Here is a 23,693-nt window from a genome sequence, read left to right as displayed (position 1 = left end):
GGCGTTCCAAGGGCGTTGAAGTCGCCGCGCGCGACGTCCATAATGAACGAACGGTAACCGGAAGTCAGAGCGATGCAGGTGGACAACAGGATTTTGGACGATCTCGCCCGTGTGGCGGGTGGCGCTCTCGGCGCCTTCTCGTCCTTGCGCGAAGAGGCCGAAGGTCAGCTCCGTGCCCAGCTCGAACGTGTTCTGTCGCGGATGGACGTCGTCAGCCGCGAGGAATACGAGGCTGTCCGCGCCATGGCCGCCAAGGCCCGCGAGGAGCAGGAGGCGATGGCCGAGCGGCTGGCCGCGCTGGAGGCGACCGTCGCATCGCTGAGCGCCGCGAAGGCCCCGCTGCCGGTCGCGGTCGAGCCTGCCGGCATCCCGGCGGTGGTCGAGCCCAGCCCCGGCAAGCCTGAAGACGGCAAGCCCGACAGCACGGCCACCCCGGCCGCTTGAGCCCAGCCGCTTGAGCTTCGGCGCCGCCGCACATACCCGACGTTCCCTCCCGTCGTTCCCGTTCATGCCGCTCTTCGCGGTGGGGCGGGTGTGCACCGGCGGCAAGCCCGCCTACAGTTCAGCCCGTTTTTTCATCATCTTGGGGTATTGGCCCGGACCGCGTGCTGTCGCCGGCACGTCTCTTCGGTCCGGGAGAACGGTACCGCCCATAGCGCCTTCACAGGAGGACGCGGACATGTCGGCAGTCGCCGTAGAGACCACCACTTCCGCCCACAATCCGCTCGACGTGGTCGAGGAGATCGTCACCGCCAACGAATGGCCCTTCGACCGCGCCACCGAGGACGAGCTGGTCGTCGAGATCGGCGGGCGCTGGTGCGATTACCGCCTCTATTTCGTCTGGCAGCCGGACGTCAGCGCAATGCAGTTCTCCTGCCAGTTCGACATGAAGGTCCAGGCCGCCCGCCGCACCGCCGTCGCCGAGCTGCTGGCCGAGGTCAACGGCCGCATGTGGCTCGGCCATTTCGACGTCTGCTCGGAGGAGCATACGCCGATGTTCCGCCAGACCATGCTGCTGCGCGGCGCGCGCGGCGCCGCGGTGGAGCAGCTGGAGGATCTGGTGGAGATCGCCCTGTCGGAATGCGAGCGCTTCTATCCGGCCTTCCAGTTCGTGATCTGGGGTGGGAAGTCGGCGTCGGAGGCGGTGTCCGCCGCCATTCTCGACACCATGGGCGAAGCGTAAGCAACAAGAAACCAGGGACGGGAAGGTCACGGTCATGACGGCGGAATCGGGTGCGTCGCTGCTGCTGGTCGGCTGCGGGAAGATGGGCGGGGCGATGCTGGACGGCTGGCTCGCCGCCGGGATCGCGTCCCGCGTCGTGGTGGTCGACCGTGCCGGCCTGCCGCAATCGGTGGCCGGCGATGCCCGTGTCACCCTGGTGTCCGGTGCCGACGCCCTGCCGGAGGGCTTCGTCCCCGACGTGATCGTCCTGGCGGTGAAGCCGCAGGTGATGGAGGAGGCGCTGCCGTCCTACCGCGCCCTGGTCCGTCCCGGCACCGTCTTCCTGTCGATCGCCGCCGGCAAGACCATCGCCTGGTTCGAGCGCCTGCTGGGGGAGGGGGCGGTCGTCGTCCGCTCCATGCCCAACACCCCGGCCGCCATCGGCCGCGGCATGACCGTCGCCGTGCCCAACGCCCGTGTCAGCGCCGCCCAGCGCGACCTGTCCGACCGTCTGCTGCGCGCCGTCGGCGACGTCGCCTGGGTGGAGGACGAAGGGCTGCTCGATCCCGTCACCGCCGTGTCGGGCAGCGGCCCAGCCTATGTCTTCTTCCTGGTCGAGGCGATGGCCAAGGCCGGCGAGGCTGCCGGCCTGCCCGCCGATCTGGCGATGCGGCTGGCCCGCGCCACGGTGTCGGGCGCCGGCGCCCTGCTCGACGCCTCGGTGCAGCAGCAGGCCGCCGACCTGCGCAAGGCGGTGACCAGCCCGAACGGCACCACCCAGGCCGCGCTCGAAGTGCTGATGGCGCCCGAGGGCATGCAACCGGTGATGACCGCCGCCATCGCCGCCGCCACCCGGCGGTCGCGCGAACTGGCCGGTTGAGGAGACGCGGCCGCCATGACGACGCTCAGCCCCTCCGCCGCCCGCGTCCAGGCCATTCTGGACGGCATCGGCCTCGGCCACCGCGTGGTCGAGCATGAAGGCAGCACCCGCACCTCGGAAGATGCCGCGAACTCCGTCGGCTGCGAGGTGGCGCAGATCGCCAAGTCGCTGATCTTCCGCACCAAGGAGACCGCTCGTCCGGTGCTGGTGGTCGCCAGCGGCGTGAACCGTGTCGACGAGAAGGCGGTCGGCCGGCTGATCGGCGAGAAGATCGAGCGGGCCGACCCGGAGTTTGTCCGCGAATCGACCGGCTTCGCCATCGGCGGCGTCCCGCCCATCGGCCATGCCGTGCCGCCGCTGGTGCTGATCGACGACGACCTGCTGCGGCTGGAGACCATCTGGGCCGCCGCCGGCACCCCCAACGCCGTCTTCCGCCTGACCCCCGCCGATCTGGTCAGCATGACCGGCGGTCGGGTGGAGTCCGTCCGCAAGGCATGATTGGACGGTTGGACGGGTGACGTTCGCCCGTCCGCACACCATTTTATCAGGTGATCCCTGTCGCCTGGAGGTGGTGCCATGTCCGACATGTCGTCCGACAAGCCTGAAGACAACAGCTTCCGCTCCGACCCCACGGACCCCGACTCCCTCGACCGCGCCGTCGCGGCGGCGGCGATGGAGCTGGCGGCCGAGAAGGGCTGGCGCCATGTCGGCCTGCTGGAGGTCGCGCACCGGGCCGGTATCCCGCTCTCCCGCTTCCATCACCGCTACCGCGGGCGTGCCGAGGTGCTGGCGGCGGTGTCGCGCGTCGCCGACGCCACCGTCCTGGCCGGCGAGTCTCCCATCGACCCGACCGAATCGGCGCGCGACCGGCTGTTCGACGTGATGATGCGCCGCTTCGATGCGCTTCGTCCCTTCCGCGACGGCCTGCGCGCCGTCCTGCGCGATCTGCCGGCCGATCCGGCGACTGCGCTGGCCTTCTCCTGCGCCTTCGGCCGTTCGATGGCCTGGATGTTGCGCGCGGCCGGCATCGACCCCGACCGGCGCGGCGGCGCGGCGCTGGTCGCCGGCCTCGGCACCGTGCATGCCCGTGTGATGCGGGTGTTCCTGACCGACGACAGCGCCGACCTGTCGCGCACCATGGCGGCGTTGGACAACGCGCTGCGGGGGGCGGAGCGCTGGGGCGCGACCTTCTGCCGCTGGACCCGGTCGCGCGGACCGATCGGCAAATCGTCGGGAACAGAGTCCATGGCATCAGGCATTTAGCGACGGGAAGGCGATCCGCGGCGGGGAGTTTCTCCCGCCAAGGTTATGCTGCGGCGCAAAAACCGGATTGACTAACTTTTCGGCACTCTGCATAGTCCGCTTCTGTAATGTTGCGACGCAACATGCCCGGATTTCGATGCGGGCAGCAAACACCGATGCTGGGATGAGAAACATGGCCAAGATCAGCGGTAACCCCTTCCTCGAATTCGATCCGTCCAAGCTGATGGGTGACCTGAAGCTGCCGGGCGTGGACGTCGAGTCCATCGTCGCCAGCCAGCGCAAGAACATCGAGGCGGTGACCGCTGCCAACCAGCTCGCCTTCGAGGGCTTCCAGGCCATCGTCCGCCGTCAGGCCGAGGTGCTGCGCACCGCCGCCGAGGATGTGAACCGCGCCGTCGGTGAGCTGACGGCCGCCGGCACCCCGGAAGAGAAGGCCGCCAAGCAGGCCGATCTGGTCAAGGCCGCCTTCGAGAAGTCGCTGTCGAACATCCGCGAGCTGAGCGAGATGATCGCCAAGTCGAACACCGAGGCCGCCGAGATCCTGACCAAGCGCGTGTCGGACAGCCTGGACGAGGTCAAGGCCGCCATCGCCAAGGCGAAGGCCTGATCCTCTCCGGTCCGCCGGAAAGTTCGTGAAGAGGGGTCGCCAACCGGCGGCCCCTTTTTCGTTGGAGGGATGCCGGGTGCGCTTGCCCATTCCGATGCCCGCCCCGGCGCGCTACCCTGGCGCCGACCGCAAGAACCGCATCGGACCCGTCATGACCATCTCCTACGACGATTTCGCCAAGGTCGACATCCGCGTCGGCACCATCCGCGCCGTCGAAGCCTTCCCCGAGGCGCGCAAGCCGGCCTACAAGCTGACCATCGATTTCGGCGGCGAGATCGGCACCAGACGCAGCTCCGCCCAGATCACCAGCCACTACGCCGCCGACGCGCTGGTCGGCCGTCAGGTGCTGGCGGTGGTGAATTTTCCGCCCAAGCGCATCGGCCCCTTCACCAGCGAGGTCCTGTGCCTCGGCCTGCCCGATGCCGGGGGTGCCGTCGTGCTGGTCGGTCCCGATCAGGCGGTGCCGGACGGTGCGCGCCTGTTCTGACAAGGCGGAGAGAAAGAATCGACCGCTCCTCAAGGTCGGAAAAATCGCTTCTGAGTTGAATTGATGCGGGTGTGATAAGGCGACAAGTTGCCGCAGGGGTCGTAGATATTTTAAATGAATGCAATCTAAACCGGGATGGCATAGTGCGGCGCGACCAAGACTTCGCATCTGCACTATATCTTTCCTGGTGGATGGCACCCATGGACGCCTTGCGCTCCTTCGTCGGCCGGCTTTCGATTTCCACAAAAGTCACGGCGTTGAATCTCTTCGGCATGCTGGTCCTCAGCACCGCGATCCTGTTCGCGATCGGTCAGGTGATCGTCCGCGACCTCGAACGGCAGGCGATCGACATGCAGCGTCTCAGCATGGACATCGCCTGGTCCTCGTTGCAGGAGCGCGGCGGCCGTTTCACCGTCGCCGATGGGAAGCTGCTGCTGGATGGCGTCGTGATGAACGACAACAATCTGGTGGTCGACAAGATCAAGCGCATCACCGGGGGCACCGCCACCCTGTTCCTGGGCGACCGCCGCATTGCCACCAACGTCACCACCGCCGACGGCAGCCGCGCGGTCGGCACCACGCTGGCGCAGGGTCCGGCCTATGAGTCGGTTCTGCGCCGCGGCACCCCCTTCCGCGGCATGGTCGAGATCCTGGGCGAGCCCTATTACGCCGCCTATGACCCGATCAAGGACGCGTCCGGCACCCCGGTCGGCATCCTCTATGTCGGCATCAGGAAGGCGGAGGTGTTCAAGACCTTCGACGACAGCATGCGCTTCGCCACTATGCTGGTGGTGCTGTGCGCCGTCGTGCTGGCGGTTCCCGGCTATCTGGTGTCGCGCCGGCTGCTGCGTCCGCTGGGCCAGCTCAGCCATGTGATGACCGCGCTGTCGTCGGGCGACCTCACCGCCGGTGTGGCGGGGGCCGAGCGGCTGGACGAGATCGGCGCCATGTCGCGCTCCGTCCTGGTCTTCCGCGACGGCATGGCCGAGGCGGAGCGGCTGCGTGCCGAGCAGGAGCACCAGCGCATCGAGGGCGAGGCGCTGAAGCGCAAGGCCCTGCAATCGATGGCCGACACGGTGGAGCAGGAAAGCCGCGGCGCCGTCGAACGGGTCGCCGCCCGCACGCAGGAGATGGACCGCAACGCGGGCGCCATGGCGAAGTCGGCCGGGCTGGTCGGCTCCAACGCCCAGAATGTCGCCGCCGCCGCGGCCCAGGCGCTCAGCAACGCCCAGGCGGTGGCCTCGGCCGCCGAGCAGCTCTCCGCCTCGATCGAGGAGATCGGCAATCAGGTCGGCCACGCCGCCGGCGTCACCCGCGCCGCCGTCGCCGCCAGCGACCGGACCGAGAGCACCATCGAATCGCTGTCCTCGGCGGTCAGCCGCATCGGCGACGTGGCGGAACTGATCCAGGGCATCGCCGCCCAGACCAACCTGCTGGCGCTGAATGCCACCATCGAGGCGGCGCGGGCAGGGGAGGCAGGCAAGGGCTTCGCCGTCGTGGCCGGGGAGGTGAAGAACCTCGCCAACCAGACCTCGCGCTCGACCGAGGAGATTTCACGGCTGATCGCGGAAATCCAGACGGTCACCGCCCGCAGTGTGGAGGAGGTGCGCGACATCAGCCGCACCATCGGCGAGATCGACGCCATTTCCGGCACGGTCGCCGCCGCGGTGGAGCAGCAGGCGTCGGCGACCCTGGAGATCTCGCGCAATGTCGCGCAGACCGCCGGCGCCGCCACCGACGTGTCGACCCGCATCGACGAGGTGTCGCGCGAGGCGCGGGTGACGGAGGAACGGGCCGACGAGTTGCGGGCCGGTGCGTCGGAGGTCACCCACAGCATCGACGAGCTGATGCATGTGCTGGTCCGTGCCGTGCGCACGGCGACCGACGACGTCGACCGCCGCAGCGTGCCGCGCTACCGCGTCGAGGCGCCCTGCACGGTGGAGGGGCCGGAGGGCCGCGTGACGGTGCGGTTGCTGGACATCTCGCGCCATGGTGCCGCACTGGGCGACGCCGACGCGGTCGGCGTCCGCGGCACCCTGCTGTTCGACGGTCTGGGTGCGGCCTTGCCCTTCGAGCTTTTGAACCGGGAGGAGGGGGTGGTGCGCATCCGCTTCCGGCTGGCCGAGATCGACCGGCCGGCCTTCGACGCCCGCTTCGACCGTTTCGAAGAGGCGATGGCCGGTCGCCGCCTGGCTGCCTGATCCCGCTTCAGCGGGGCCGGTCCGGCTGGGCGGCAGGACACCCCGCTCAGACCCCGGCCCGGCGGACGGCGGCGTGGACATGCGGCGGGGTCATGCCGGTCCGCGCCTGCTCCAGGGCGCTCTGCTGCCGGGCGGCAAAGACACCGGCTTCCGTCCGGTTGCGGAAATGCAGCTTGGACAGCACGCTGCGCACCATCGACTTGATGACCGCTTCCGACAGGTCCAGCGCGTTGGCGATGGTCCGGTTGTTCATGCCCTCGCCCAGCAGGCGCAGCGTCTCGAACTCCGGATCGGACAGGCGCGGCAGCAGCGTCAGCCGGATCTCGTCGACGCCAAGCCGCGACAGGAACTGCTTGGGCATCAGGCAATGGCCTTCCAGCCCCAGGTCGAGCAGTTCGTTGATGCGGTCGACGTTCAGATCCTCGAACACCCAGGCGTCGGCGAAGGCCAGGATATGGGCGGCGTCCAGCAGTTCGCGCGACGACAGCACGACGACGATCCGCGAGCGGCGCGACAGCCGCAGATAGACCATCGGTTCGTTTTCGCGCAGGGCCGTGAACTGCTGCAGCCCGATCAGGATCGCATCCGGCGTCAGCGCGCTCTGCGTCAGTTCCCCGATGTCGTGCAGGACCGTCACCCGGTGGCGGCCGCCGCGGTCGAGCTGCTGCACCACGTTCTCGGTCAGCGCGTTGTTGTCGAGGATCAGGCAGACATGCATGGGAGTCACCGCGTTGCGGGTCTGGTGAGATGCTTTCTCATGGGCGTACTCATGGTGTGTGTGCATGGGTCAGCTCTGTCTGGAGGAGGCATCCACGGCCGGCCCGGCTCAGGGCATTGCCGCCTGCGTCTAAGGGTTGATGAGGAACCGGCCGGTTGGCCCAGGCACGTCATGGATTGGGTCACGTCGTTGGGAAATATTGCGGGGTTCGAAGTATTTCGGTGCGGACCGCGGACTCCCTCGCCGTCGGGGGTCGGGAAAACCTGCTCGCACCGCGTGATTTAGAAATGATCGGTGCTCTTCGTAAATCAGGCGATGGATGATCAGCCAAGATCGCTTCCCGTCTCCTTGTTGGTCGCCTCAGGTTTCGAAACGGTAACACCTATGGAATGATGTGTGCTGGCCGGGTCACACGGGAATGCGCGTTGGTACAGGCATCCTTCAGGACTATCCTTTCGGTTTCGAAACGGCTTTCTCCTCCTCTTTTTCGCGCTCGAATCGGATTTAGCCGCGTCCCTGACACACGAACGCCGCAAAGAGGGCAAGGTTCCAGAAAAATTCCCGTCGCTAATGGAGACAGCAGGTCACTTTTTGAATGATCCCGTTCGGATCGAAGGAGTCCGATGGGGCTGTGCGATCACTCTATTCGCGGGCGCAGAAGAAACTATGACCTTAGGAGGGGGCGTTTCTTGCCGGTCGCATGACGAACGGTGTCTCTAAGGGGGGGGGCGGCTTCAAATGACCTATGGCCCTTGTCGGGATACAGGGCCCCTTCCGATCGTGGTATCAGATACTCAACACAGAGAAGAAGAGGCCCACAACGGCAGACAGCCTTCCGGCCGATGCCAGGCGGGGTCCAACAGACCAATAGGCCACCAAGCCGCGCGGGTGGCATGACCACCAGGCCGCTCAGGCGGCGCGAAATCGGTGATCCGGGTGCCGCGGGGGCGCACCGGGCAAGATCGACAACAGCCCTGACGGGCGATCGTCCGCAAGGCGGGCGGCACCGGCAAGGGTCGGCGAGCGAGGATGACGGGGACCATGAAGATTCTGATCGGGGACGACCATCTGCTGTTCCGCGAAGGCCTGCGGCGTCTGCTGGAACAGTTGCAGGGCGACGCCAGTTTCGTCGAGGCCGGGACCTTCGACGAGGTTCTCGACCAGTGCCGCGCCGGCGGCACCTTCGACATCATCCTGATGGATCTGCATATGCCGAGCTGGCCGGGCTTCGACGGCCTGCGTGAGATCCAGGCCCTGCAACCGGGCGTGCCGGTGGTGGTGATCTCCGCGTCGGAAGCGCTGGGCGACATCCGCGGCGCGCTCGACCATGGCGCGACCGGCTACATCCCGAAGTCGAGCAGCGTGAAGGTGATGATGGGCGCCCTGAACCTGGTGTTCTCGGGCGGCATCTACCTGCCGCCGGGCGCCCTGACCGCCAGCATGGAGGCCGCGCCGCGCCGCCGCACCGTCGACATGTCCGACCGCAACGCCGGCTACGGCCTGACCCAGCGCCAGCGCGAGGTTCTGGAATGCCTGCGCCTCGGCAAGTCGAACAAGCAGATCGCCTATGAGCTGGGCCTGTCGGAAGGCACGGTGAAGATCCACGTCACCGCCATCTTCAAGTCGCTGGGCGTCAAGAACCGCACCCAGGCGGTCATCGCCGCCGCCGCCATGTCGGCGTAAGCCGCAGAGATCATGTCGGCGTAAGCCGCAGAGATCATGTCGGCGTAGGGATAGAGAAGACTCGATCCGGGGCACGTCGGATCGCGGAACTGGGTCGCAGGGGATCGCCTCCGCGGCCCATTTTCTTTTCGTGGCAGGGAAAAGCCCTCTCCCTCAAGATCCCCTCTCCCCAGGGGGGAGAGGGGGAATTGGCCGGGCTTCGATGACGTGCGCGCCCACCCCAAAAACAGCCAGCCTCTTGACCGGGCGGGTTGCCCGATGCTATCCGCCCCTCTTGATCTTGTGGAATCATCCGTCCGGCTTACCGGGCGGAGGGGTTCCGCCTGACCCGCGCCGCCATCCGGGCCGTGCGCGACGCCGCCACCGCAGGGACGCCACCGCAGCGCCATGAGCGATATTTTCCGCGAAGTCGACGAGGATCTGCGCCGGGACCGCGCGGAGCACCTTTTCAAGAAGTATGGCGGCGCCATGATCGCCGCGGCCGTCCTGGTCGTCGCCGGCACCGGCGGCTACAGCTTCTGGCGTCATTGGCAGGCGCAGAAGACGCAAGAGCAGACCGCCGCCCTCGTCACCGCCATCTCGCAGAGCGCCCAGGGGCCGGAGAAGGGCGTCGACGCGCTGGCCGCCTTCGCCGGCACCGCCGATCCCAGCCTCGCCTCGATCGCCCAGTTCAACGCCGCGGCGCTGATGATCCGCCAGGGCAAGGGCGCCGACGCCGCGACCGTCTATGACGGCATCGCCGGCAACGCCTCGGTCCCCGCCCAGTACCGCGACCTCGCCACCCTGCTGGCGGTGATGCAGCGCGCCGACGGCGGCGACCCGGCGCAGCTGACCGCGAAGCTTCAGCCGCTGACCGCCGACACCAGCCCCTGGCGCTTCTCGGCGCGCGAGCTGACGGCGATGCTGGCCGCCCGTGCCGGCGACACCGAAAAGGCGCGCACGCTCTACAAGCAACTGGCGGATGACCAGCAAGCGCCGCAGGGCGTGCGCGGTCGCGCCGCCGATCTCGCCTCCCTCTACGGCAAGGGCTGATCCAGGGTCATGACGAACAAGAACGGGAAGACCGCAATGACCGGTTCGATCCGCCGCGCGGCGCTGCTGTCCGCATCGCTGCTGTCCGTTTTCCTCGCCGGCTGCGACACCATCGACGGCTGGTTCGGCAAGACGCCCGATCCGCCCCTGCCGGGCAAGCGCGTCGCCGTCCTCCAGCGCGAGCGCAAGGTGGAGCCGGACGCCCAGCTCGCCGCGGTCGCTGTTACCGTCCCGCCGGCCGTCGCCAACGCCGCCTGGGCGCAGCCCGGTGGCACGCCGGACCATGTGCTGGGCAACCTCGCTCTGTCGGCCAGCCCGTCCGACGCGTGGCGTGCCGACATCGGCGCCGGGTCCAGCAGTTCGCGCGCCCTGCTCGGCACGCCGGTGATCGCCGACGGCCGCATCTTTGCGATGGATGCCGATTCGCACGTCACCGCGCTCAACGAGCGCAGCGGCCAGTCGCTGTGGCGCGTCGATACCCGGCCGGAGAACGAGCGCGGCGGCGCCACCGGCGGCGGGGTCGCCTATGCCGACGGCCGCGTCTATGCCGCCACCGGCTTCGCCGAAGTGCTGTCGCTCGACGCCGGCAGCGGGAAGATTCTGTGGCGCAAGCGCATCGCCGGTCCGGTCCGCGGCGCCCCCACGGTCGCCGGCGGCCGCGTGCTGGTCATCACGCTGGACAACCAGACCATCGCGCTGTCCACCGACGACGGTGCGGTGCAGTGGTCGCAGCAGGGCATCCTGGAGACCGCCGGCCTGCTCGGCGCCGCCAGCCCGGCCGCCACCGGCACGCTGGTCGTCTCGCCCTATTCCTCCGGCGAGCTGTTCGGCCTGCGGCCGGAGAACGGCCGCGTGGCGTGGCAGGACAGCCTCGCCAACATCCGCCGCACCGGTGCCTTGAGCAATCTGGCCGACATCCGCGGCCTGCCGGTGGTCGACCGCGGTGCCGTCTATGCCATCGGCCATTCCGGCCGCATGGTGGCAATCGACGAGCGCATCGGCGCCCGCATCTGGGAAACCGAGATCGGCGGCGTCCAGACCCCCTGGCTGGCCGGCGACTACCTGTTCACCGTCACCAACGACCAGGAAGTGGTCGCGGTGGCCCGCCAGAACGGCAAGGTCCGCTGGGTGGCGCCGCTTGCCCGCTTCAGCGATCCGGAGGACAGGACCGGCCCGATCGTCTGGTCCGGCCCGGTGATGGCGGGCAGCCGCCTGTGGGTCGCCGGCTCCAACGGCCAGCTGCTCGGCCTGTCGCCGTCCGACGGCCGGGTGGAGGTGACCCGCTCGCTGCCCACCGGTTCCTACTTGTCTCCGGTCGTTGCTAACAACACTCTCTATGTGCTGTGCGACAACGGAACGCTGGTCGCGTTCCGCTGATCGCGGATTTCCTCCGTCTGTTGTGAAAGGCCTTTGGCCCCATGTCGTTCACCGTGGTCCTCGTCGGTCGGCCGAATGTCGGCAAATCGACTCTCTTCAACCGTCTGGCCGGCAAGAAGCTGGCCCTGGTGGACGATACGCCGGGCGTCACCCGTGACTGGCGCTCGGCCCCGGCCCATGTCGGCGGCCTGTCCTTCACGGTGGTCGATACCGCCGGCCTGGAGGACGTGACCGACGACAGCCTGGAGGCGCGCATGCGCCGCCAGACCGAGCAGGCGCTGGCCCGTGCCGACGTGGCGCTGTTCATCATCGACGCCCGCGCCGGCATCACGCCGCTGGACCGCCATTTCGCCAACCTGCTGCGCCGGGGCAAGACCCCGGTGCTGCTGGTCGCCAACAAGACCGAGGGCAAGGCGAGCCAGCCCGGCCTGTTCGAATCCTACGAACTCGGCCTCGGCGATCCCATTCCGCTGTCCGCCGAGCATGGCGAGGGCATGGCCGATCTGGTCGAGGCCCTGCTGCCCTACGCCCCGGCCGAGGGTGACGGCGAGGTCGAGGACAAGGACGACGGCTACGACCCCTCGATCCCCATCGGCGACCAGCCGGAGCCGGAGGAGGATCGCAGCAAGCCGATCCAGATCGCCATCGTCGGCCGTCCCAATGTCGGCAAGTCGACCCTGCTGAACAGCCTGCTCGGCGAGGAACGCGTGCTGACCGGCCCCGAGGCCGGCATGACCCGCGACGCCATCGCCGTCGACTGGGAATGGCGCGACCGCCGCTTCAAGCTGGTCGATACCGCCGGCATGCGCCGCCGCGCCCGCGTCGACGAGAAGGTGGAGAAGCTGGCGGTCGCCGACAGCCTGCGCGTCATCCGCATGGCGAATGTCGTGGTGCTGGTGGTCGATGCCGCCGCCATCCTCGACAAGCAGGACCTGACCATCGCCCGGCTGGTGATCTCCGAGGGCCGCGCCCTGGTGATCGCCGTCAACAAGTGGGATACGGTCGACGACCGCGCCATGGCACTGCGTCAGGTCGAGGACAAGCTCCAGGCGGCACTCGGCTACATCAAGGGCGTGACGGTCGTCACCATCTCGGCACTGAAGGGCCACAAGCTCGACACGCTGCTGGACGGCGTGCTGGAGACCTACACGGTCTGGAACCGCCGCATCCCGACCGCCCAGTTGAACCGCTGGATCGAGGGCGTTCTGGAACATCACCCGCCGCCCCTGGTCGAAGGGCGCCGGGTGAAGATCCGCTACGTCACCCAGGTGAAGACCCGTCCGCCGACCTTCGCCCTGTTCGTCAACAAGCCGCTGGATCTGCCGGAAAGCTACCAGCGCTACCTGACCACGCATCTGCGCGAGAGCTTCGACATGCCCGGCGTGCCGGTGCGCCTGCTGCTGCGCAAGGGCAAGAATCCGTACGCAGAGGATTGAGGGCTTGTTCGCAGCAGGCGAATCCCTGGCGGGGCCGGTCGGGATGCGCCTTTAAGCTGAACAGTGGTGGTCCGGCGGGGCGCGGTCTGGTCGCTCCGTCGGCCTCGTTCTGACCGGCTGGAACCGCATTCCAGGGGCACCGCCATTCATCCGGCAATCACCAGGCCGGCGTCCTGGGACGCGTTCTCGGATATCGATGCCTTCGTCGGGGGCAGCCAGCGCTCATGACGACGTGGCCGGACTATGCAGGAATTCCAGCTTTAACGATTTCATAACCAGGCCGGTCGATAAAAGAACGGTCGGTCACGTCGTTGCGTCCGTTTGGGCGGGTGAAACGATTGCGCAATCCGAAGGCTAGTTGCTGGTTCAGCCAAATTGGATGCGGGTTGCTCAGGAAATGGACTACAAATTGCCTGTGGAAGCATCACGCTGGCAGCTTCCATTGACTTTGCCAGCTAGCCATTCGATAGAGCGACATCTGTACTCTGCGGCCGATGTGACGGTCGTCATTCCCGTGAAGGACGATCCGTCCGGGCTGAGCGAGACCCTTCAGGCGTTGAATGCGCTGCACGGCGGGATACGCCCGGCGAGGGTGATTGTCGTCGATGATGGGTCCGGTGATGCCGGAGCGGCCACAAGCGTCGAAGTCTGCAAGGCGTCTGAGGCTGGCCTCGTCGTTGAAGCATGCGTCCAGCTTGTGAACCAAGGGCCGGCTGCGGCACGCAACCGCGGAGCCGAAATGGCGACCACGCAGTGGCTCTGGTTCCTTGATGCGGGAGTGCGGCCGGATACAGAGTTCCTTGTGGCGCTGATGGAGCATGGCCACATCTGTCCAGCGGTGGCCTGGACGGGCCCGATCGCTTCCGATTCAACCGGATTGTTTGCCTCATACTACTCCGCCCAATCGATTCTGAGCCCGCCCGCGCAGCCGGACGGGCAGCTGGACGGTTTTGTGACCGCGTCCGTGGTGATCAATCGGTCAGCATTCGAAACGGTCGGCGGGTTCGATGGGCGTTTCCGGAGGGCGGCTTGCGAAGACCTCGACCTCGGTCTGCGTCTTCGCCCGCACGGTCTGATCGGATACGCCGCAGATCTGTTGGTGCGGCACCGGTTCCGCGAAGACGAGGGGGATTTCCGCCGGCGGTTCAGGCGCTACGGATACGGCTTCTTTCAATTCGGTGCCAAGTGGCAGCGGAACATGGAGCCTTGGCCGGTGGTGGCCAGGATCGACGATCCTGTGCACCGGCAGCTCGCGGGGATCCAATATGAGGAGCTTTGGAACGGCTGGAAGGAGGCCCAGGCAGCGGACGAGGCGGCAAGGTCACAGGATGCGAGCCTCCTCTTCTAAGAGCTTGGCCGCAGCAGGCGCATCCCTGGCGGCGCGCAAAGGCGCGCCAGCGTTACCCCGCCGCCGGCTCCCATCCTTCCGGTGCCATCCTGAACCCGGCAAACTCGAAGGCCGGCGCCACGGTGCAGCTCACCAGCGACCAGCCGTCCGGCCCCTCGGCCAGACTCCGCGCCGCCTGCCAAGCGCCCACCGGCACCACCGCCTGCGGCCGCTCGCCGCCCGCGATGTCCATCCCCAGCCGGCAGCGCTCGACCGTCCCGCCGTCCTCATAGACCGACAGCTCCAGCGGCGCTCCGCCGTGCCAGAGCCAGATCTCCACGGCATCCACCGTATGCCAGTGCGACCGTTCCCCTGCCCGCAGCAGGAAATAGATCGCCGTCACCGCCCCACGCCCGTCCTCGCCCGGCGCGCGATGGGTCTCGACGTAGCAGCCGCCCTCGGGATGCGGCTGCAACCCCAGCAGTTCGATCAGCCGCCCGGCGGTCAGCGCGCTGTCCATCAACGAATGCTCCGCGCCGCCATGCCCAGCCCCTCGCGCAGTTCCGGCATCAGCATCGCCCCCAGCATGGCGATCACCGGCAGCACCGCATAGTCGCCGCGCGCCGCCGCGTCGATCAGCTCGCGGGCGCTGTGCAGTTCGATCCGCATGTCTTCCAAGTCACCATTGTCGGGCTCCGCCACCTTGCGGGCGCCCCTGGCGTGGAACATGTGGCAGGTCGCACCCCTGGCGTTCGCCCCGACGACGAAGCCGCCCAGCGCCGTCCAGTCATCGGCGGCGTAGCCGGTCTCCTCCAGCAGTTCGCGCCTGGCGGCGGCCAGCGGCTCCTCGCCGGGTTCGATGGCGCCGGCGGGGAAGGTCAGGCTGACGCGGCGCGGCCCATGCTTGTAGGTGCGCAGCATCACGACCTTGCCGTCCTCGGTCTCCACATACATCACCGCATAGTCGGGCTGGTCGAGCTGGTAGAAATTCTCCACCGTCCGCCCGTCGGGCAGCCGCACCGTTTCCGCCCGCACCTTCAGATAGGGGCTGGCGTCCAGCAGGTCGCGGCTGTCCAGCACCTCCCACGGCTTCTGCTCGTCGCTCATGCGGTGGCTCCATAGGGCGGCCCATAAGGAGGTTGGGTATAGCCGGCGGGGGAGAGGGTGAAGATCTCGCAGCCGTCCTCGGTGATGCCGATCTGGTGCTCGAACTGCGCCGACAGCGAGCGGTCGCGGGTGACCGTGGTCCAGCCGTCGGACAGGATCTTCACTTCGTGCCGGCCGGCGTTGATCATCGGCTCCACCGTGAAGACCATGCCGGGGCGCAGTTCCACGCCGGTGCCGGGCTTGCCGAAATGGTCGACATGGGGGGCGTCGTGGAAGACCTTGCCGATGCCGTGCCCGCCGAAATCGCGCACCACCGAGCAGCGCGCCGCCTCCGCCATCGTCTGGATGGCATGGCCGATGTCGCCCAGATGGTTGCCGGGCTTGGCCTGGGCGATGCCGGCCATCATGCAGCGGTACGTCAGGTCGACCAGCTTGCGCGCCTTCACGCCGACCTTCTCGCCGACGAAATACATGCGGCTGCTGTCGCCGTACCAGCCGTCCAGGATCACGGTGACGTCGATGTTGACGATGTCGCCCTCGACCAGCTTCTTGTCGTCGCTGGGGATGCCGTGGTTGACGATGTGGTTGGGCGAGATGCAGCTGCAGGCGGGATAGCCGTGATAGCCGAGAGTCGCCGGAATGCCGCCGCGGTCGCGCTGGAACTCCTCGATCAGCTTGTCGAGCCGACCCGTGCTGACGCCCGGCACCACGAAGGGCGTGATGTAATCCAGCGTCTCGGCCGCCAGCCGGCAGGCCTTGCGCAGCGCCGCGAACTCTTCCGGACCGTGCAGCACGATCCGTTTGCCTTCCTTGTCCATCAAACCGTCATCCGTCACGTAAATCCTCTGACCGTCTTTCAACCGCTGCGACCATCCGCAGACAGCGCAACAAGCTAACACGCCACCGGTCTGAAAAAAGCCCCTGCATTCCACCCCTGCAAGCATAGGATTCGGCGGAACGGCTTGCTATATGTGGCGGGCCTTACCCCCATCGGACTACCAGACCTTTGGCGAAGCCCACCACCCGATATGTCTGTCAGGCCTGTGGCGCCTCCTTCCCGAAATGGGCGGGCAAGTGCGACGCCTGCGGCGAATGGAACAGCCTCGTCGAGGAGGCCGCCCCCGACAGCGCGCCCAAGGGGTTGGGCGCCGCCCGCGGCCGGCGCATCGACTTCGTCGGCCTGCATGGCTCCAGCGAGGCGCCGCCGCGCCGCATGACCGGCATCGCCGAGTTCGACCGCGTCTGCGGCGGCGGGCTGGTTCCCGGCTCGGCCATCCTCATCGGCGGCGACCCCGGCATCGGCAAATCCACCCTTCTGCTCCAGGCGATGGCCCGGCTGTCGCAGGACCACCGCTGCGCCTATGTCTCGGGCGAGGAGGCGGTCGATCAGGTCCGCCTGCGCGCCCAGCGCCTGGGTTGCGCCACCGCCCCCGTCGATCTGGCGTCCGCCACCAGTGTGCGCGACATCGTCGCCTCGCTGGATGAGGCCAAGGGTCCGGAGGTGATCGTCATCGATTCGATCCAGACCATGTATATGGACAATCTGGACAGCGCCCCCGGCACCGTCGCCCAGGTCCGCGCCAGCGCGCAGGAGCTGATCCGCGTCGCCAAGCGGCGCGGCGTCGTCCTGCTGCTGGTCGGCCATGTCACCAAGGAAGGCATGATCGCCGGTCCCCGCGTGCTGGAGCACATGGTGGACACCGTCCTCTATTTCGAAGGCGAGCGCGGCCACCAGTTCCGCATCCTGCGCGCGGTGAAGAACCGCTTCGGCCCGACCGACGAGATCGGCGTGTTCGAGATGGGCGACGGCGGGCTGGGAGAGGTCGCCAACCCGTCCGCCCTGTTCCTCGCCGAACGCCGCGGCGACGTCTCGGGGGCCGCCGTCTTCGCCGGGATGGAGGGCACCCGCCCGGTGCTGGTCGAGGTGCAGGCGCTGGTCGCCCCGTCGCCGCTCGGCACGCCGCGCCGTGCGGTCGTCGGCTGGGATTCGGCCCGCCTCGCCATGGTGCTGGCGGTGCTGGAGGCGCGCTGCGGCGTGCAGATCGGCGCCAACGACGTCTATCTGAATGTCGCCGGCGGTCTGCGCATCACCGAACCGGCCGCCGACCTCGCCGTCGCCGCTGCTCTCGTCTCGTCGCTGACCGGGGAACCGGTGCCGGCCGACGCGGTGGTGTTCGGCGAGATCGGCCTGTCGGGCGAGGTCCGCGCCGTCGGCCAGAGCGACACGCGCCTGAAGGAGGCGGCGAAGCTCGGCTTCTCCTCCGCCATCTTCCCGGCGCGGCGCACCGGCAAGAAGGGCAGCCGCGGCGACAACGGACTCAAAACCGTGGAACTCCAGCAGTTGGGCGAGCTGATGCCGCTGTTCCAGCCGCAGGGCTCCTCCGGCCGGCCGCCGTCGCGGCGCCCGCATGACGACAACGACACGCGCCGCTGGCGCGACGACGAATATATCTGACCGCATCCCATCAATCGGTACAGCAATCGGCACAGGGTCATGGACAACCTTCCCGTCAATCCGGTGGACGCCGTCGTCATCGCCGTGCTGCTTCTGGCCGCACTGCTCGCCTTCAGCCGCGGCCTCGTCGCCGAACTGGTGTCGGTCGCCGCCTGGGCCGGCGCCGCGATCATCACGCTCTACGCGCTGCCCCATGTCCTGCCCTACGCGCAGATCTACATCCGCTTCGAGATGCTGGCCTATGCCGCCTCGGCGGTGGGCGTGTTCATCGTCGCGCTGATCGTGCTGTCGCTCTTGGGCCGCAGCCTGTCGCGCGGGGTGCAGGCGTCGGCGCTGTCGGCGCTCGACCGCACGCTGGGCTTCGCCTTCGGGCTGGTGAAGGGTGGCATCCTGGTTTCCATCGCCTATCTGTTCTTCCTGTGGCTGGTGCCGAACCAGGCCGAACAGCCGGTCTGGCTGCAACAGGCGAAGACCCGGCCCTTCCTGGCGATGGGGGCGGAGACGCTCTATGCCTTCGTGCCGGAGAATTTGCGCAAGGAAGGTCTCGGCCAGATGGACATGGCGCGCGAACGTGCACGTCAGGCGATGGAGGCCAAGCAGGCGCTCGACCGCCTGTCGACGCCGGTGCCCAGCCCCGCGAAGACCGGGGGTGCGCAGGCGCCCGATACCGGTTATAAGGACCGCGATCGCGCCGATCTTGAAAGGCTGATGCAGAACAACGCCCGCTGAGCTTGACCGCTCGGTTTCGGCGCTATCGACGTTTGTGGACTGTTTTTTCGTTGCATGTGCTGACGCGCGCCGACGGCGCCTCTTGGACGAAGGACTTCTGGTGATGCTGACGACGCATCCGTTCGACGACGACAAGCTGCGCGAAGAGTGCGGCGTGTTCGGCATCTACGGCAACCCGCAGGCGGGCGCCATCACGGCGCTGGGCCTGCACGCCCTGCAGCACCGCGGGCAGGAGGCGGCGGGCATCGTCAGCTTCGACGGCGACCGCTTCCACCTCCAGCACACGCTGGGTCTGGTCGGCGACCATTTCAGCTCCGAGGCGATCATCGCCAAGCTGAAGGGCGCCAGCGCCATCGGCCATGTGCGCTATGCCACCACCGGTGACACCTCGATCCGCAACGTCCAGCCGCTCTACGCCGATTTCGAGTTCGGCGGCTTCGCGCTGGCGCACAACGGCAACCTGACCAATGCCCAGGTGCTGCGCCGCCAGCTGGTCCGCCGCGGCTGCCTGTTCCAGTCCTCCACGGACACCGAGGTGATCGTCCATCTGATGGCGACCGCCCGCGGCGGCTCCCCCGTCGACCGCCTGATCGAGGCGGTGCGGCAGGTCGAGGGCGCCTTCTCACTGGTGGCGCTGACCTCCAACAAGGTCATCGGTGTGCGCGACGCGCTCGGCGTCCGGCCGCTGGTGCTGGGCAAGCTGGGCGACACCTACCTCCTGGCGAGCGAGACCTGCGCCTTCGACATCGTCGGCGCCGACTATGTCCGCGACGTCGAGCCTGGCGAGATGATCGTCATCGACGGCGACGGCATCCACAGCCTGCGCCCGTTCCAGCCGCAGCAGCGCCGCCTGTGCATCTTCGAATACATCTACTTCGCCCGTCCCGACAGCGTGATGGAGGGCACCTCCGTCTATCAGGCGCGCCAGCGCATCGGCCGTGAACTGGCCCGCGAGGCCGGGGTTCCCGCCGACGTGATCGTCCCGGTCCCCGACAGCGGCGTTCCCGCCGCACTGGGCTACGCCCAGGAAGCCGGCGTGCCCTTCGACCTCGGCATCATCCGCAACCATTATGTCGGCCGCACCTTCATCGAGCCGACCGACCAGATCCGCCATCTCGGCGTGAAGCTGAAGCACAACGCCAACCGGGCGATGATCGAAGGCAAACGCGTCGTGCTGGTGGACGACAGCATCGTCCGCGGCACCACCTCGAAGAAGATCGTCGAGATGGTGCGCGCCGCCGGGGCCAAGGAGGTGCACATGCGCATCTCCAGCCCGCCGACCTCGCACCCCTGCTTCTACGGCATCGACACGCCGGAGCAGGGCAAGCTGCTGGCTCACCGCATGACGGTGGAGCAGATGCGCGACTTCATCCAGGCCGACAGCCTCGCCTTCATCTCGCTCGACGGCCTCTACCGCGCCATGGGCGAGGAGAAGCGCGACCCGGCCAAGCTCGGCTACTGCGACGCCTGCTTCACCGGCGACTACCCGATCCCGCTGACCGACGCGCTGGAACATCCGCCGGCCGAGGCGAACGTCCCGGTCCGCGCCTGACCCCAAAAAACCCTCTCCCTTCCTGGGAGAGGGTTTTTCATATGTGAACGAACAATAATCCCAGGAAACGAGTCGTCCCCATGTCCCGTCTCTCCGGCCGCATCGCCCTCGTCACCGGCGCCTCGCGCGGCATCGGCGCCGCCGTCGCCAAGCGCTTTGCCGCCGAAGGCGCCCATCTGGTCCTGGTCGCCCGCACCGTCGGCGGGCTGGAGGAGACCGACGACGCCATCCAGAAGATCTCCGGCCAGTCGGCGACCCTGGTGCCGATGGACCTGCGCGACTACGACAAGATCGACCAGCTCGGCCATGCGCTCTACCAGCGCTTTGGCAAGCTGGACGTGGTCGTCGGCAATGCCGGTGCCCTGGAGGCTCTCGGCCCGGTCGCCCAGTATGACCCGAAGCTGTGGTCGCGGGTGATGGACCTGAACGTGACGGCGAACTACCGCCTGATCCGCTCGATGGACCCGCTGCTGCGCGCGTCGGGCACCGGCCGTGCCATCTTCGTGACGTCGGCCGCCGCCAAGGCGCCGCACCATTACTGGATGCCCTATGGCGCCAGCAAGGCGGCGCTGGAGATGATCGTGAAGACCTATGCGATGGAGGTCGCCGGCTCGACCCTGCGCGTCAACCTGATCGACCCCGGTGTGGTCGCCAGCAAGCTGCGCACCCAGGCGTTTCCGGGTGAAGACCCGACCAAGGTCGCCCAGCCCGACGACGTGACCGAGCGCTTCGTCGAACTGGCCGAAGCCGGCTGCGAGAAGCACGGGGAACTGGTGCTGGCGCAGTGACGAAATCCCCCTCTCCCCCCGGGGAGAGGGTCGGGGTGAGGGGGATCCATTTCGAGGATCTCTTCGGCTACGCCGAACCCCCTCATCCTAACCTTCTCCCCAGGGGGGAGAAGGGATCTGGGAGAAGGGATCTCCGAGCGATCAGCGCATCATCCCCCGCAGCCGGTACAGCTCCTCCAGCGCCTGACGCGGCGTCAGGCTGTCCGGATCGATCCCCGCCAAAGCCACCTCCACCGCCGACGGCCCGGCCGGTGCCGCCTCGACCGCAGCCGCCACCTTCGCCGGCCGTTTCAGCGCCGCGCTGAACAGCGGCAGATCCTCCGCCAGCCGATGGATCGTCGCATTCTGGTCGCCCGATTCCAGCAGCTTCAGCACCTCGTCCGCCCGCCAGACCACCGCCGGCGGCAGACCGGCCAGCTTGGCGACATGGATGCCATAGCTGCGGTCGGCCGCCCCCGCCGTCACCTCGTGCAGGAACACCACGTCGCCCTGCCATTCCTTGATCCGCATGGTGTGGCAGGACAGCGCCGGCAGCTTCGACGCCAGCATCGTCAGCTCGTGATAGTGCGTGGCGAACAGCGCCCGGCAGCGGTTGACGTCGTGCAGATGCTCCACACAGGCCCAGGCGATCGAAAGGCCGTCGAAGGTCGCCGTGCCGCGCCCGATCTCGTCCAGGATCACCAGCGCCCGCGCGCCCGACTGGTTCAGGATCGCCGCCGTCTCCACCATCTCCACCATGAAGGTGGAGCGTCCGCGCGCCAGATCGTCGGCGGCGCCGACACGGCTGTAGAGCCGGTCCACCACCCCGATATGCGCGTGCTCCGCCGGGACGAAGCCGCCCATCTGCGCCAGCACCGCGATCAGCGCGTTCTGCCGCAGGAAGGTCGATTTACCGGCCATGTTCGGACCGGTCAGCAGCCACAGCCGGTTGTCCGGCGCCAGATCGCAGTCGTTCGCCACGAACGGCCCGCCATGGGCGGAATCCAGCACCGCCTCCACCACCGGATGCCGCCCGCCCTTGATGGTGAAGCCCAGGCTGTCGTCCACCAGCGGCCGGCTGTAGCGCCGCTCCTCCGCCAGTTCGGCCAGCGAGGTGGCGACGTCCAGCGCCGCCAGCGCATGCGCCGCCTGGGCGATGGCGTCGGCGCGTCCAGCGACCACCTCCACCAGCCCGGCGAACAGCTCCAGCTCCACCGCCAGCGCCTTGTCGGCGGCCTCCGAGATGCGGCGCTCCAGGTCCGACAGCTCCACCGTGCCGAATCGCACCGCGTTCGCCATGGTCTGCCGGTGCATGAACACCTCGCGGCCCCGGTCCGACATCAGCTTGTCGGCATGGGCGGCGGTGACCTCGATGTGATAGCCCAGCACGTTGTTGTGCTTGACCTTCAGCGACGGCACCCCGGCGATCTCCGCGTATTTCGTCTGCAAGCCGGCGATCAGCCGCCGGCTCTCGTCGCGCAGCGTCACCAGCTCGTCGAGCGCATAGCTGTAGTCGCGCGCGATGAAGCCGCCGTCGCGTGCCAGCAGCGGCAGTTCCGGCGCCAGCGCCTGGGTCAGCTGGTCGACCAGTTCCGAATGCGCGCCCAGCCGCTTGTCCAGCGCCGCCAGCCCGTCCGGCAGCGGCAGGACGCCGGCCAGCAGCTCGCGGATCAGCCCGGCCTGCCGCAGCCCGTCGCGGATCGCCGCCAGATCGCGCGGACCTCCCCGGCCCAGCGTCAGCCGCGACAGCGCCCGTTCCAGATCGGGACAACTGCGCAACGCCTGCCGCAACTCGCCGCGCAGCCGCTCTTCGGTCAGGGCGAACTCCACCATGTCCAGCCGGCGGCCGATGGCGACCGGGTCGGTCAGCGGCGAGGTCAGATGGGCGCAGAGCAGCCGCGCCCCGGCCCCCGTCACCGTGCGGTCGATGGTGGCGAGCAGGCTGCCGCGCCGCTCCCCGCTCAGCGTCCGCGTCAGTTCCAGGTTGCGCGCGGTGGACGCGTCGATCTCCATCACCGCCCCCGGCCCCAGCCGGCGCGGCGGCGACAGCCGGGGCACGCGCCCCTTCTGCGTCAGCTCGACATAGCCGACCAGCGCACCGGCCGCCGCGACCTCCGCCCGGCTGAAATTGCCGAAGGCGTCCAGCGTGCCGACTCCATACTGGCTCAGCAGGCGCTGCTTGCCGTTCTCGCTGTCGAAGCGCGGGTTGGGCTGCACGGTCAGCCGCGACTTCCATTCGCCCCACAGCTCGAACAGCTCCGGCGTCTGGCTCAGCTTCTCGGAGATCAGCACCTCCTGCGGATCGAGCCGCCCCAGCGCGGCACCTAGCCCCGTCCGCTCCACCGGCTGCACCACCAGCTCGCCGGTCGACATCTCCAGCCAGGCCAGCCCCAGCCCGCCGGCCGTCTCCGCCACCGCCGCGAGCCAGTTGGAGGAGCGGGCGTCGAGCAGACTGTCCTCGGTCAGGGTGCCGGGGGTGACGATGCGGATGACGCCGCGCTTCACCACCGATTTCGCCCCGCGCTTCTTCGCCTCCGCCGGGTCTTCCATCTGTTCGCAGATGGCGACGCGGAAGCCCTGGCGGATCAGGCGCTGCAGGTAGTTCTCGTGGGAATGCACCGGCACGCCGCACATCGGGATGTCTTCGCCCAGATGCTGGCCGCGCTTGGTCAGCGCGATGTCCAGCGCCGCCGCGGCATTGACCGCATCCTCGAAGAACATCTCGTAGAAGTCGCCCATCCGGTAGAACAGCAGGCAGTCGGGATGCGCCTGCTTGATCTCCAGATACTGCGCCATCATCGGCGTGGCGTCGGGCGGGATGACGATTTCTGCGGTGTCGGACACGGGAACCACGGGGCCTTGGATGGGGGGTGCCAGATAGGCGTTGTTTTGGCGCGCACCCTATCACGG

General features: G+C 68.1%; 22 protein-coding genes. 17 read left to right on the top strand and 5 right to left on the bottom strand.

Annotated elements, in window-relative coordinates:
• Positions 1–72: 72 nt before the first annotated feature.
• The 8 genes from J2848_RS05125 (at position 73) to J2848_RS05090 (ending at position 6,600) form a co-directional block, all read left to right on the top strand.
• A complete protein-coding gene (locus J2848_RS05125; protein WP_149230159.1) occupies positions 73–444 on the top strand; it encodes an accessory factor UbiK family protein in 372 nt (123 codons plus the stop codon).
• Between the two features lie 235 nt (positions 445–679).
• Complete coding sequence (locus J2848_RS05120) at positions 680–1,183, top strand: type III secretion system chaperone family protein (RefSeq protein ID WP_149230160.1); 504 nt, start codon at positions 680–682, stop codon at positions 1,181–1,183.
• A 34-nt stretch (positions 1,184–1,217) separates the two neighbouring features.
• A complete protein-coding gene (gene proC / locus J2848_RS05115) occupies positions 1,218–2,042 on the top strand; it encodes a pyrroline-5-carboxylate reductase (RefSeq protein ID WP_149230161.1) in 825 nt (274 codons plus the stop codon).
• Positions 2,043–2,057: 15 nt separating this feature from the next.
• Positions 2,058–2,540, top strand: coding sequence for a YbaK/EbsC family protein (locus J2848_RS05110; protein ID WP_149230162.1), 483 nt, complete (start codon positions 2,058–2,060; stop codon positions 2,538–2,540).
• Positions 2,541–2,618: 78 nt separating this feature from the next.
• The gene (locus J2848_RS05105; RefSeq protein WP_149230163.1) at positions 2,619–3,305 is read left to right on the top strand and encodes a TetR family transcriptional regulator; all 687 of its coding nucleotides are present in this window, start codon (positions 2,619–2,621) and stop codon (positions 3,303–3,305) included.
• A gap of 172 nt (positions 3,306–3,477) precedes the next feature.
• Positions 3,478–3,912, top strand: a complete 435-nt coding sequence (locus J2848_RS05100; RefSeq protein ID WP_149230164.1) for a phasin family protein — start codon at positions 3,478–3,480, stop codon at positions 3,910–3,912.
• A gap of 151 nt (positions 3,913–4,063) precedes the next feature.
• A complete protein-coding gene (locus J2848_RS05095; protein WP_149230453.1) occupies positions 4,064–4,399 on the top strand; it encodes a tRNA-binding protein in 336 nt (111 codons plus the stop codon).
• 200 nt (positions 4,400–4,599) lie between these two features.
• On the top strand, positions 4,600–6,600 hold the full coding sequence (locus tag J2848_RS05090) for a methyl-accepting chemotaxis protein (RefSeq protein ID WP_149230165.1): 2,001 nt from the start codon (positions 4,600–4,602) through the stop codon (positions 6,598–6,600).
• A gap of 46 nt (positions 6,601–6,646) precedes the next feature.
• Here J2848_RS05090 and J2848_RS05085 read toward each other — a convergent pair whose 3' ends face one another.
• Positions 6,647–7,384 carry a response regulator transcription factor gene (locus tag J2848_RS05085; protein ID WP_246193703.1) on the bottom strand — a complete coding sequence of 246 codons (738 nt, stop codon included), beginning with the start codon at positions 7,382–7,384 and terminating at the stop codon, positions 6,647–6,649.
• 975 nt (positions 7,385–8,359) lie between these two features.
• Here J2848_RS05085 and J2848_RS05080 point away from each other — a divergent pair.
• The 5 genes from J2848_RS05080 (at position 8,360) to J2848_RS05060 (ending at position 14,194) form a co-directional block, all read left to right on the top strand.
• Positions 8,360–9,001 carry a response regulator transcription factor gene (locus tag J2848_RS05080; RefSeq protein ID WP_149230166.1) on the top strand — a complete coding sequence of 214 codons (642 nt, stop codon included), beginning with the start codon at positions 8,360–8,362 and terminating at the stop codon, positions 8,999–9,001.
• 387 nt (positions 9,002–9,388) lie between these two features.
• Positions 9,389–10,033, top strand: coding sequence for a tetratricopeptide repeat protein (locus J2848_RS05075; protein ID WP_149230167.1), 645 nt, complete (start codon positions 9,389–9,391; stop codon positions 10,031–10,033).
• A 36-nt stretch (positions 10,034–10,069) separates the two neighbouring features.
• The gene (locus J2848_RS05070) at positions 10,070–11,410 is read left to right on the top strand and encodes an outer membrane protein assembly factor BamB family protein (RefSeq protein WP_246193704.1); all 1,341 of its coding nucleotides are present in this window, start codon (positions 10,070–10,072) and stop codon (positions 11,408–11,410) included.
• Between the two features lie 41 nt (positions 11,411–11,451).
• Positions 11,452–12,846: a ribosome biogenesis GTPase Der gene (gene der, locus J2848_RS05065; RefSeq protein ID WP_149230169.1), complete on the top strand. Its 1,395-nt coding sequence runs from the start codon at positions 11,452–11,454 to the stop codon at positions 12,844–12,846.
• 397 nt (positions 12,847–13,243) lie between these two features.
• Positions 13,244–14,194, top strand: a complete 951-nt coding sequence (locus J2848_RS05060; protein WP_170306956.1) for a glycosyltransferase family 2 protein — start codon at positions 13,244–13,246, stop codon at positions 14,192–14,194.
• Between the two features lie 52 nt (positions 14,195–14,246).
• On the opposite strand, the gene J2848_RS05055 is transcribed toward J2848_RS05060, so the two are convergent.
• The 3 genes from J2848_RS05055 to map are packed head-to-tail and all read right to left on the bottom strand — an operon-like array spanning position 14,247 to position 16,098.
• The gene (locus J2848_RS05055; protein ID WP_149230171.1) at positions 14,247–14,693 is read right to left on the bottom strand and encodes a cupin domain-containing protein; all 447 of its coding nucleotides are present in this window, start codon (positions 14,691–14,693) and stop codon (positions 14,247–14,249) included.
• Complete coding sequence (locus J2848_RS05050) at positions 14,693–15,280, bottom strand: NUDIX hydrolase (protein WP_149230172.1); 588 nt, start codon at positions 15,278–15,280, stop codon at positions 14,693–14,695. Before J2848_RS05050 ends, J2848_RS05055 begins: the two co-directional genes overlap by 1 nt.
• Positions 15,277–16,098: a type I methionyl aminopeptidase gene (gene map, locus J2848_RS05045; RefSeq protein ID WP_149230173.1), complete on the bottom strand. Its 822-nt coding sequence runs from the start codon at positions 16,096–16,098 to the stop codon at positions 15,277–15,279. The genes J2848_RS05050 and map overlap by 4 nt, the downstream gene beginning before the upstream one ends.
• A gap of 188 nt (positions 16,099–16,286) precedes the next feature.
• On the opposite strand from map, the gene radA reads away from it, so the two are divergent.
• The 4 genes from radA to J2848_RS05025 all read left to right on the top strand — a co-directional run bounded on the left by radA (position 16,287) and on the right by J2848_RS05025 (position 20,804).
• Entirely contained in the window at positions 16,287–17,735 is a 1,449-nt protein-coding gene (gene radA, locus J2848_RS05040) for a DNA repair protein RadA (RefSeq protein WP_149230174.1), read from the top strand.
• A 39-nt stretch (positions 17,736–17,774) separates the two neighbouring features.
• Positions 17,775–18,464 (top strand): CvpA family protein, encoded by a 690-nt coding sequence (locus J2848_RS05035; protein ID WP_149230175.1) that lies wholly within the window; start codon positions 17,775–17,777, stop codon positions 18,462–18,464.
• Between the two features lie 103 nt (positions 18,465–18,567).
• Positions 18,568–20,016 carry an amidophosphoribosyltransferase gene (purF, locus tag J2848_RS05030; protein WP_211103057.1) on the top strand — a complete coding sequence of 483 codons (1,449 nt, stop codon included), beginning with the start codon at positions 18,568–18,570 and terminating at the stop codon, positions 20,014–20,016.
• 80 nt (positions 20,017–20,096) lie between these two features.
• Positions 20,097–20,804 (top strand): SDR family NAD(P)-dependent oxidoreductase, encoded by a 708-nt coding sequence (locus J2848_RS05025; protein ID WP_149230177.1) that lies wholly within the window; start codon positions 20,097–20,099, stop codon positions 20,802–20,804.
• A gap of 141 nt (positions 20,805–20,945) precedes the next feature.
• Here the strand turns inward: J2848_RS05025 and mutS are convergent, their stop codons facing one another.
• On the bottom strand, positions 20,946–23,582 hold the full coding sequence (gene mutS, locus J2848_RS05020; protein ID WP_149230455.1) for a DNA mismatch repair protein MutS: 2,637 nt from the start codon (positions 23,580–23,582) through the stop codon (positions 20,946–20,948).
• Between the last annotated feature and the right edge of the window lie 111 nt (positions 23,583–23,693).

Source organism: Azospirillum lipoferum (genome assembly GCF_024170005.1).
In the GTDB taxonomy this organism is placed as follows: Bacteria; Pseudomonadota; Alphaproteobacteria; order Azospirillales; family Azospirillaceae; genus Azospirillum; species Azospirillum lipoferum.
The sequence above is the reverse complement of the archived record's forward strand: the minus strand, read 5'-3'. Positions and strand labels throughout refer to the sequence as shown.

Excerpts from the sequence above, each read along its gene's own strand:
- J2848_RS05105 (WP_149230163.1), top strand. The coding sequence starts at position 2,619 with ATGTCCGACATGTCGTCCGACAAGCCTGAAGACAACAGCTTCCGCTCC.
- J2848_RS05035 (WP_149230175.1), top strand. The coding sequence starts at position 17,775 with ATGGACAACCTTCCCGTCAATCCGGTGGACGCCGTCGTCATCGCCGTG.
- purF (WP_211103057.1), top strand. The coding sequence starts at position 18,568 with ATGCTGACGACGCATCCGTTCGACGACGACAAGCTGCGCGAAGAGTGC.
- der (WP_149230169.1), top strand. The coding sequence starts at position 11,452 with ATGTCGTTCACCGTGGTCCTCGTCGGTCGGCCGAATGTCGGCAAATCG.
- J2848_RS05080 (WP_149230166.1), top strand. The coding sequence starts at position 8,360 with ATGAAGATTCTGATCGGGGACGACCATCTGCTGTTCCGCGAAGGCCTG.
- J2848_RS05060 (WP_170306956.1), top strand. The coding sequence starts at position 13,244 with ATGGACTACAAATTGCCTGTGGAAGCATCACGCTGGCAGCTTCCATTG.
- J2848_RS05120 (WP_149230160.1), top strand. The coding sequence starts at position 680 with ATGTCGGCAGTCGCCGTAGAGACCACCACTTCCGCCCACAATCCGCTC.
- J2848_RS05070 (WP_246193704.1), top strand. The coding sequence starts at position 10,070 with ATGACCGGTTCGATCCGCCGCGCGGCGCTGCTGTCCGCATCGCTGCTG.
- proC (WP_149230161.1), top strand. The coding sequence starts at position 1,218 with ATGACGGCGGAATCGGGTGCGTCGCTGCTGCTGGTCGGCTGCGGGAAG.
- J2848_RS05090 (WP_149230165.1), top strand. The coding sequence starts at position 4,600 with ATGGACGCCTTGCGCTCCTTCGTCGGCCGGCTTTCGATTTCCACAAAA.
- J2848_RS05075 (WP_149230167.1), top strand. The coding sequence starts at position 9,389 with ATGAGCGATATTTTCCGCGAAGTCGACGAGGATCTGCGCCGGGACCGC.
- J2848_RS05050 (WP_149230172.1), bottom strand. The coding sequence starts at position 15,280 with ATGAGCGACGAGCAGAAGCCGTGGGAGGTGCTGGACAGCCGCGACCTG.
- J2848_RS05085 (WP_246193703.1), bottom strand. The coding sequence starts at position 7,384 with ATGCACACACACCATGAGTACGCCCATGAGAAAGCATCTCACCAGACC.
- J2848_RS05025 (WP_149230177.1), top strand. The coding sequence starts at position 20,097 with ATGTCCCGTCTCTCCGGCCGCATCGCCCTCGTCACCGGCGCCTCGCGC.
- mutS (WP_149230455.1), bottom strand. The coding sequence starts at position 23,582 with ATGATGGCGCAGTATCTGGAGATCAAGCAGGCGCATCCCGACTGCCTG.
- J2848_RS05100 (WP_149230164.1), top strand. The coding sequence starts at position 3,478 with ATGGCCAAGATCAGCGGTAACCCCTTCCTCGAATTCGATCCGTCCAAG.
- map (WP_149230173.1), bottom strand. The coding sequence starts at position 16,098 with ATGGACAAGGAAGGCAAACGGATCGTGCTGCACGGTCCGGAAGAGTTC.
- J2848_RS05095 (WP_149230453.1), top strand. The coding sequence starts at position 4,064 with ATGACCATCTCCTACGACGATTTCGCCAAGGTCGACATCCGCGTCGGC.
- J2848_RS05110 (WP_149230162.1), top strand. The coding sequence starts at position 2,058 with ATGACGACGCTCAGCCCCTCCGCCGCCCGCGTCCAGGCCATTCTGGAC.
- J2848_RS05055 (WP_149230171.1), bottom strand. The coding sequence starts at position 14,693 with ATGGACAGCGCGCTGACCGCCGGGCGGCTGATCGAACTGCTGGGGTTG.
- J2848_RS05125 (WP_149230159.1), top strand. The coding sequence starts at position 73 with ATGCAGGTGGACAACAGGATTTTGGACGATCTCGCCCGTGTGGCGGGT.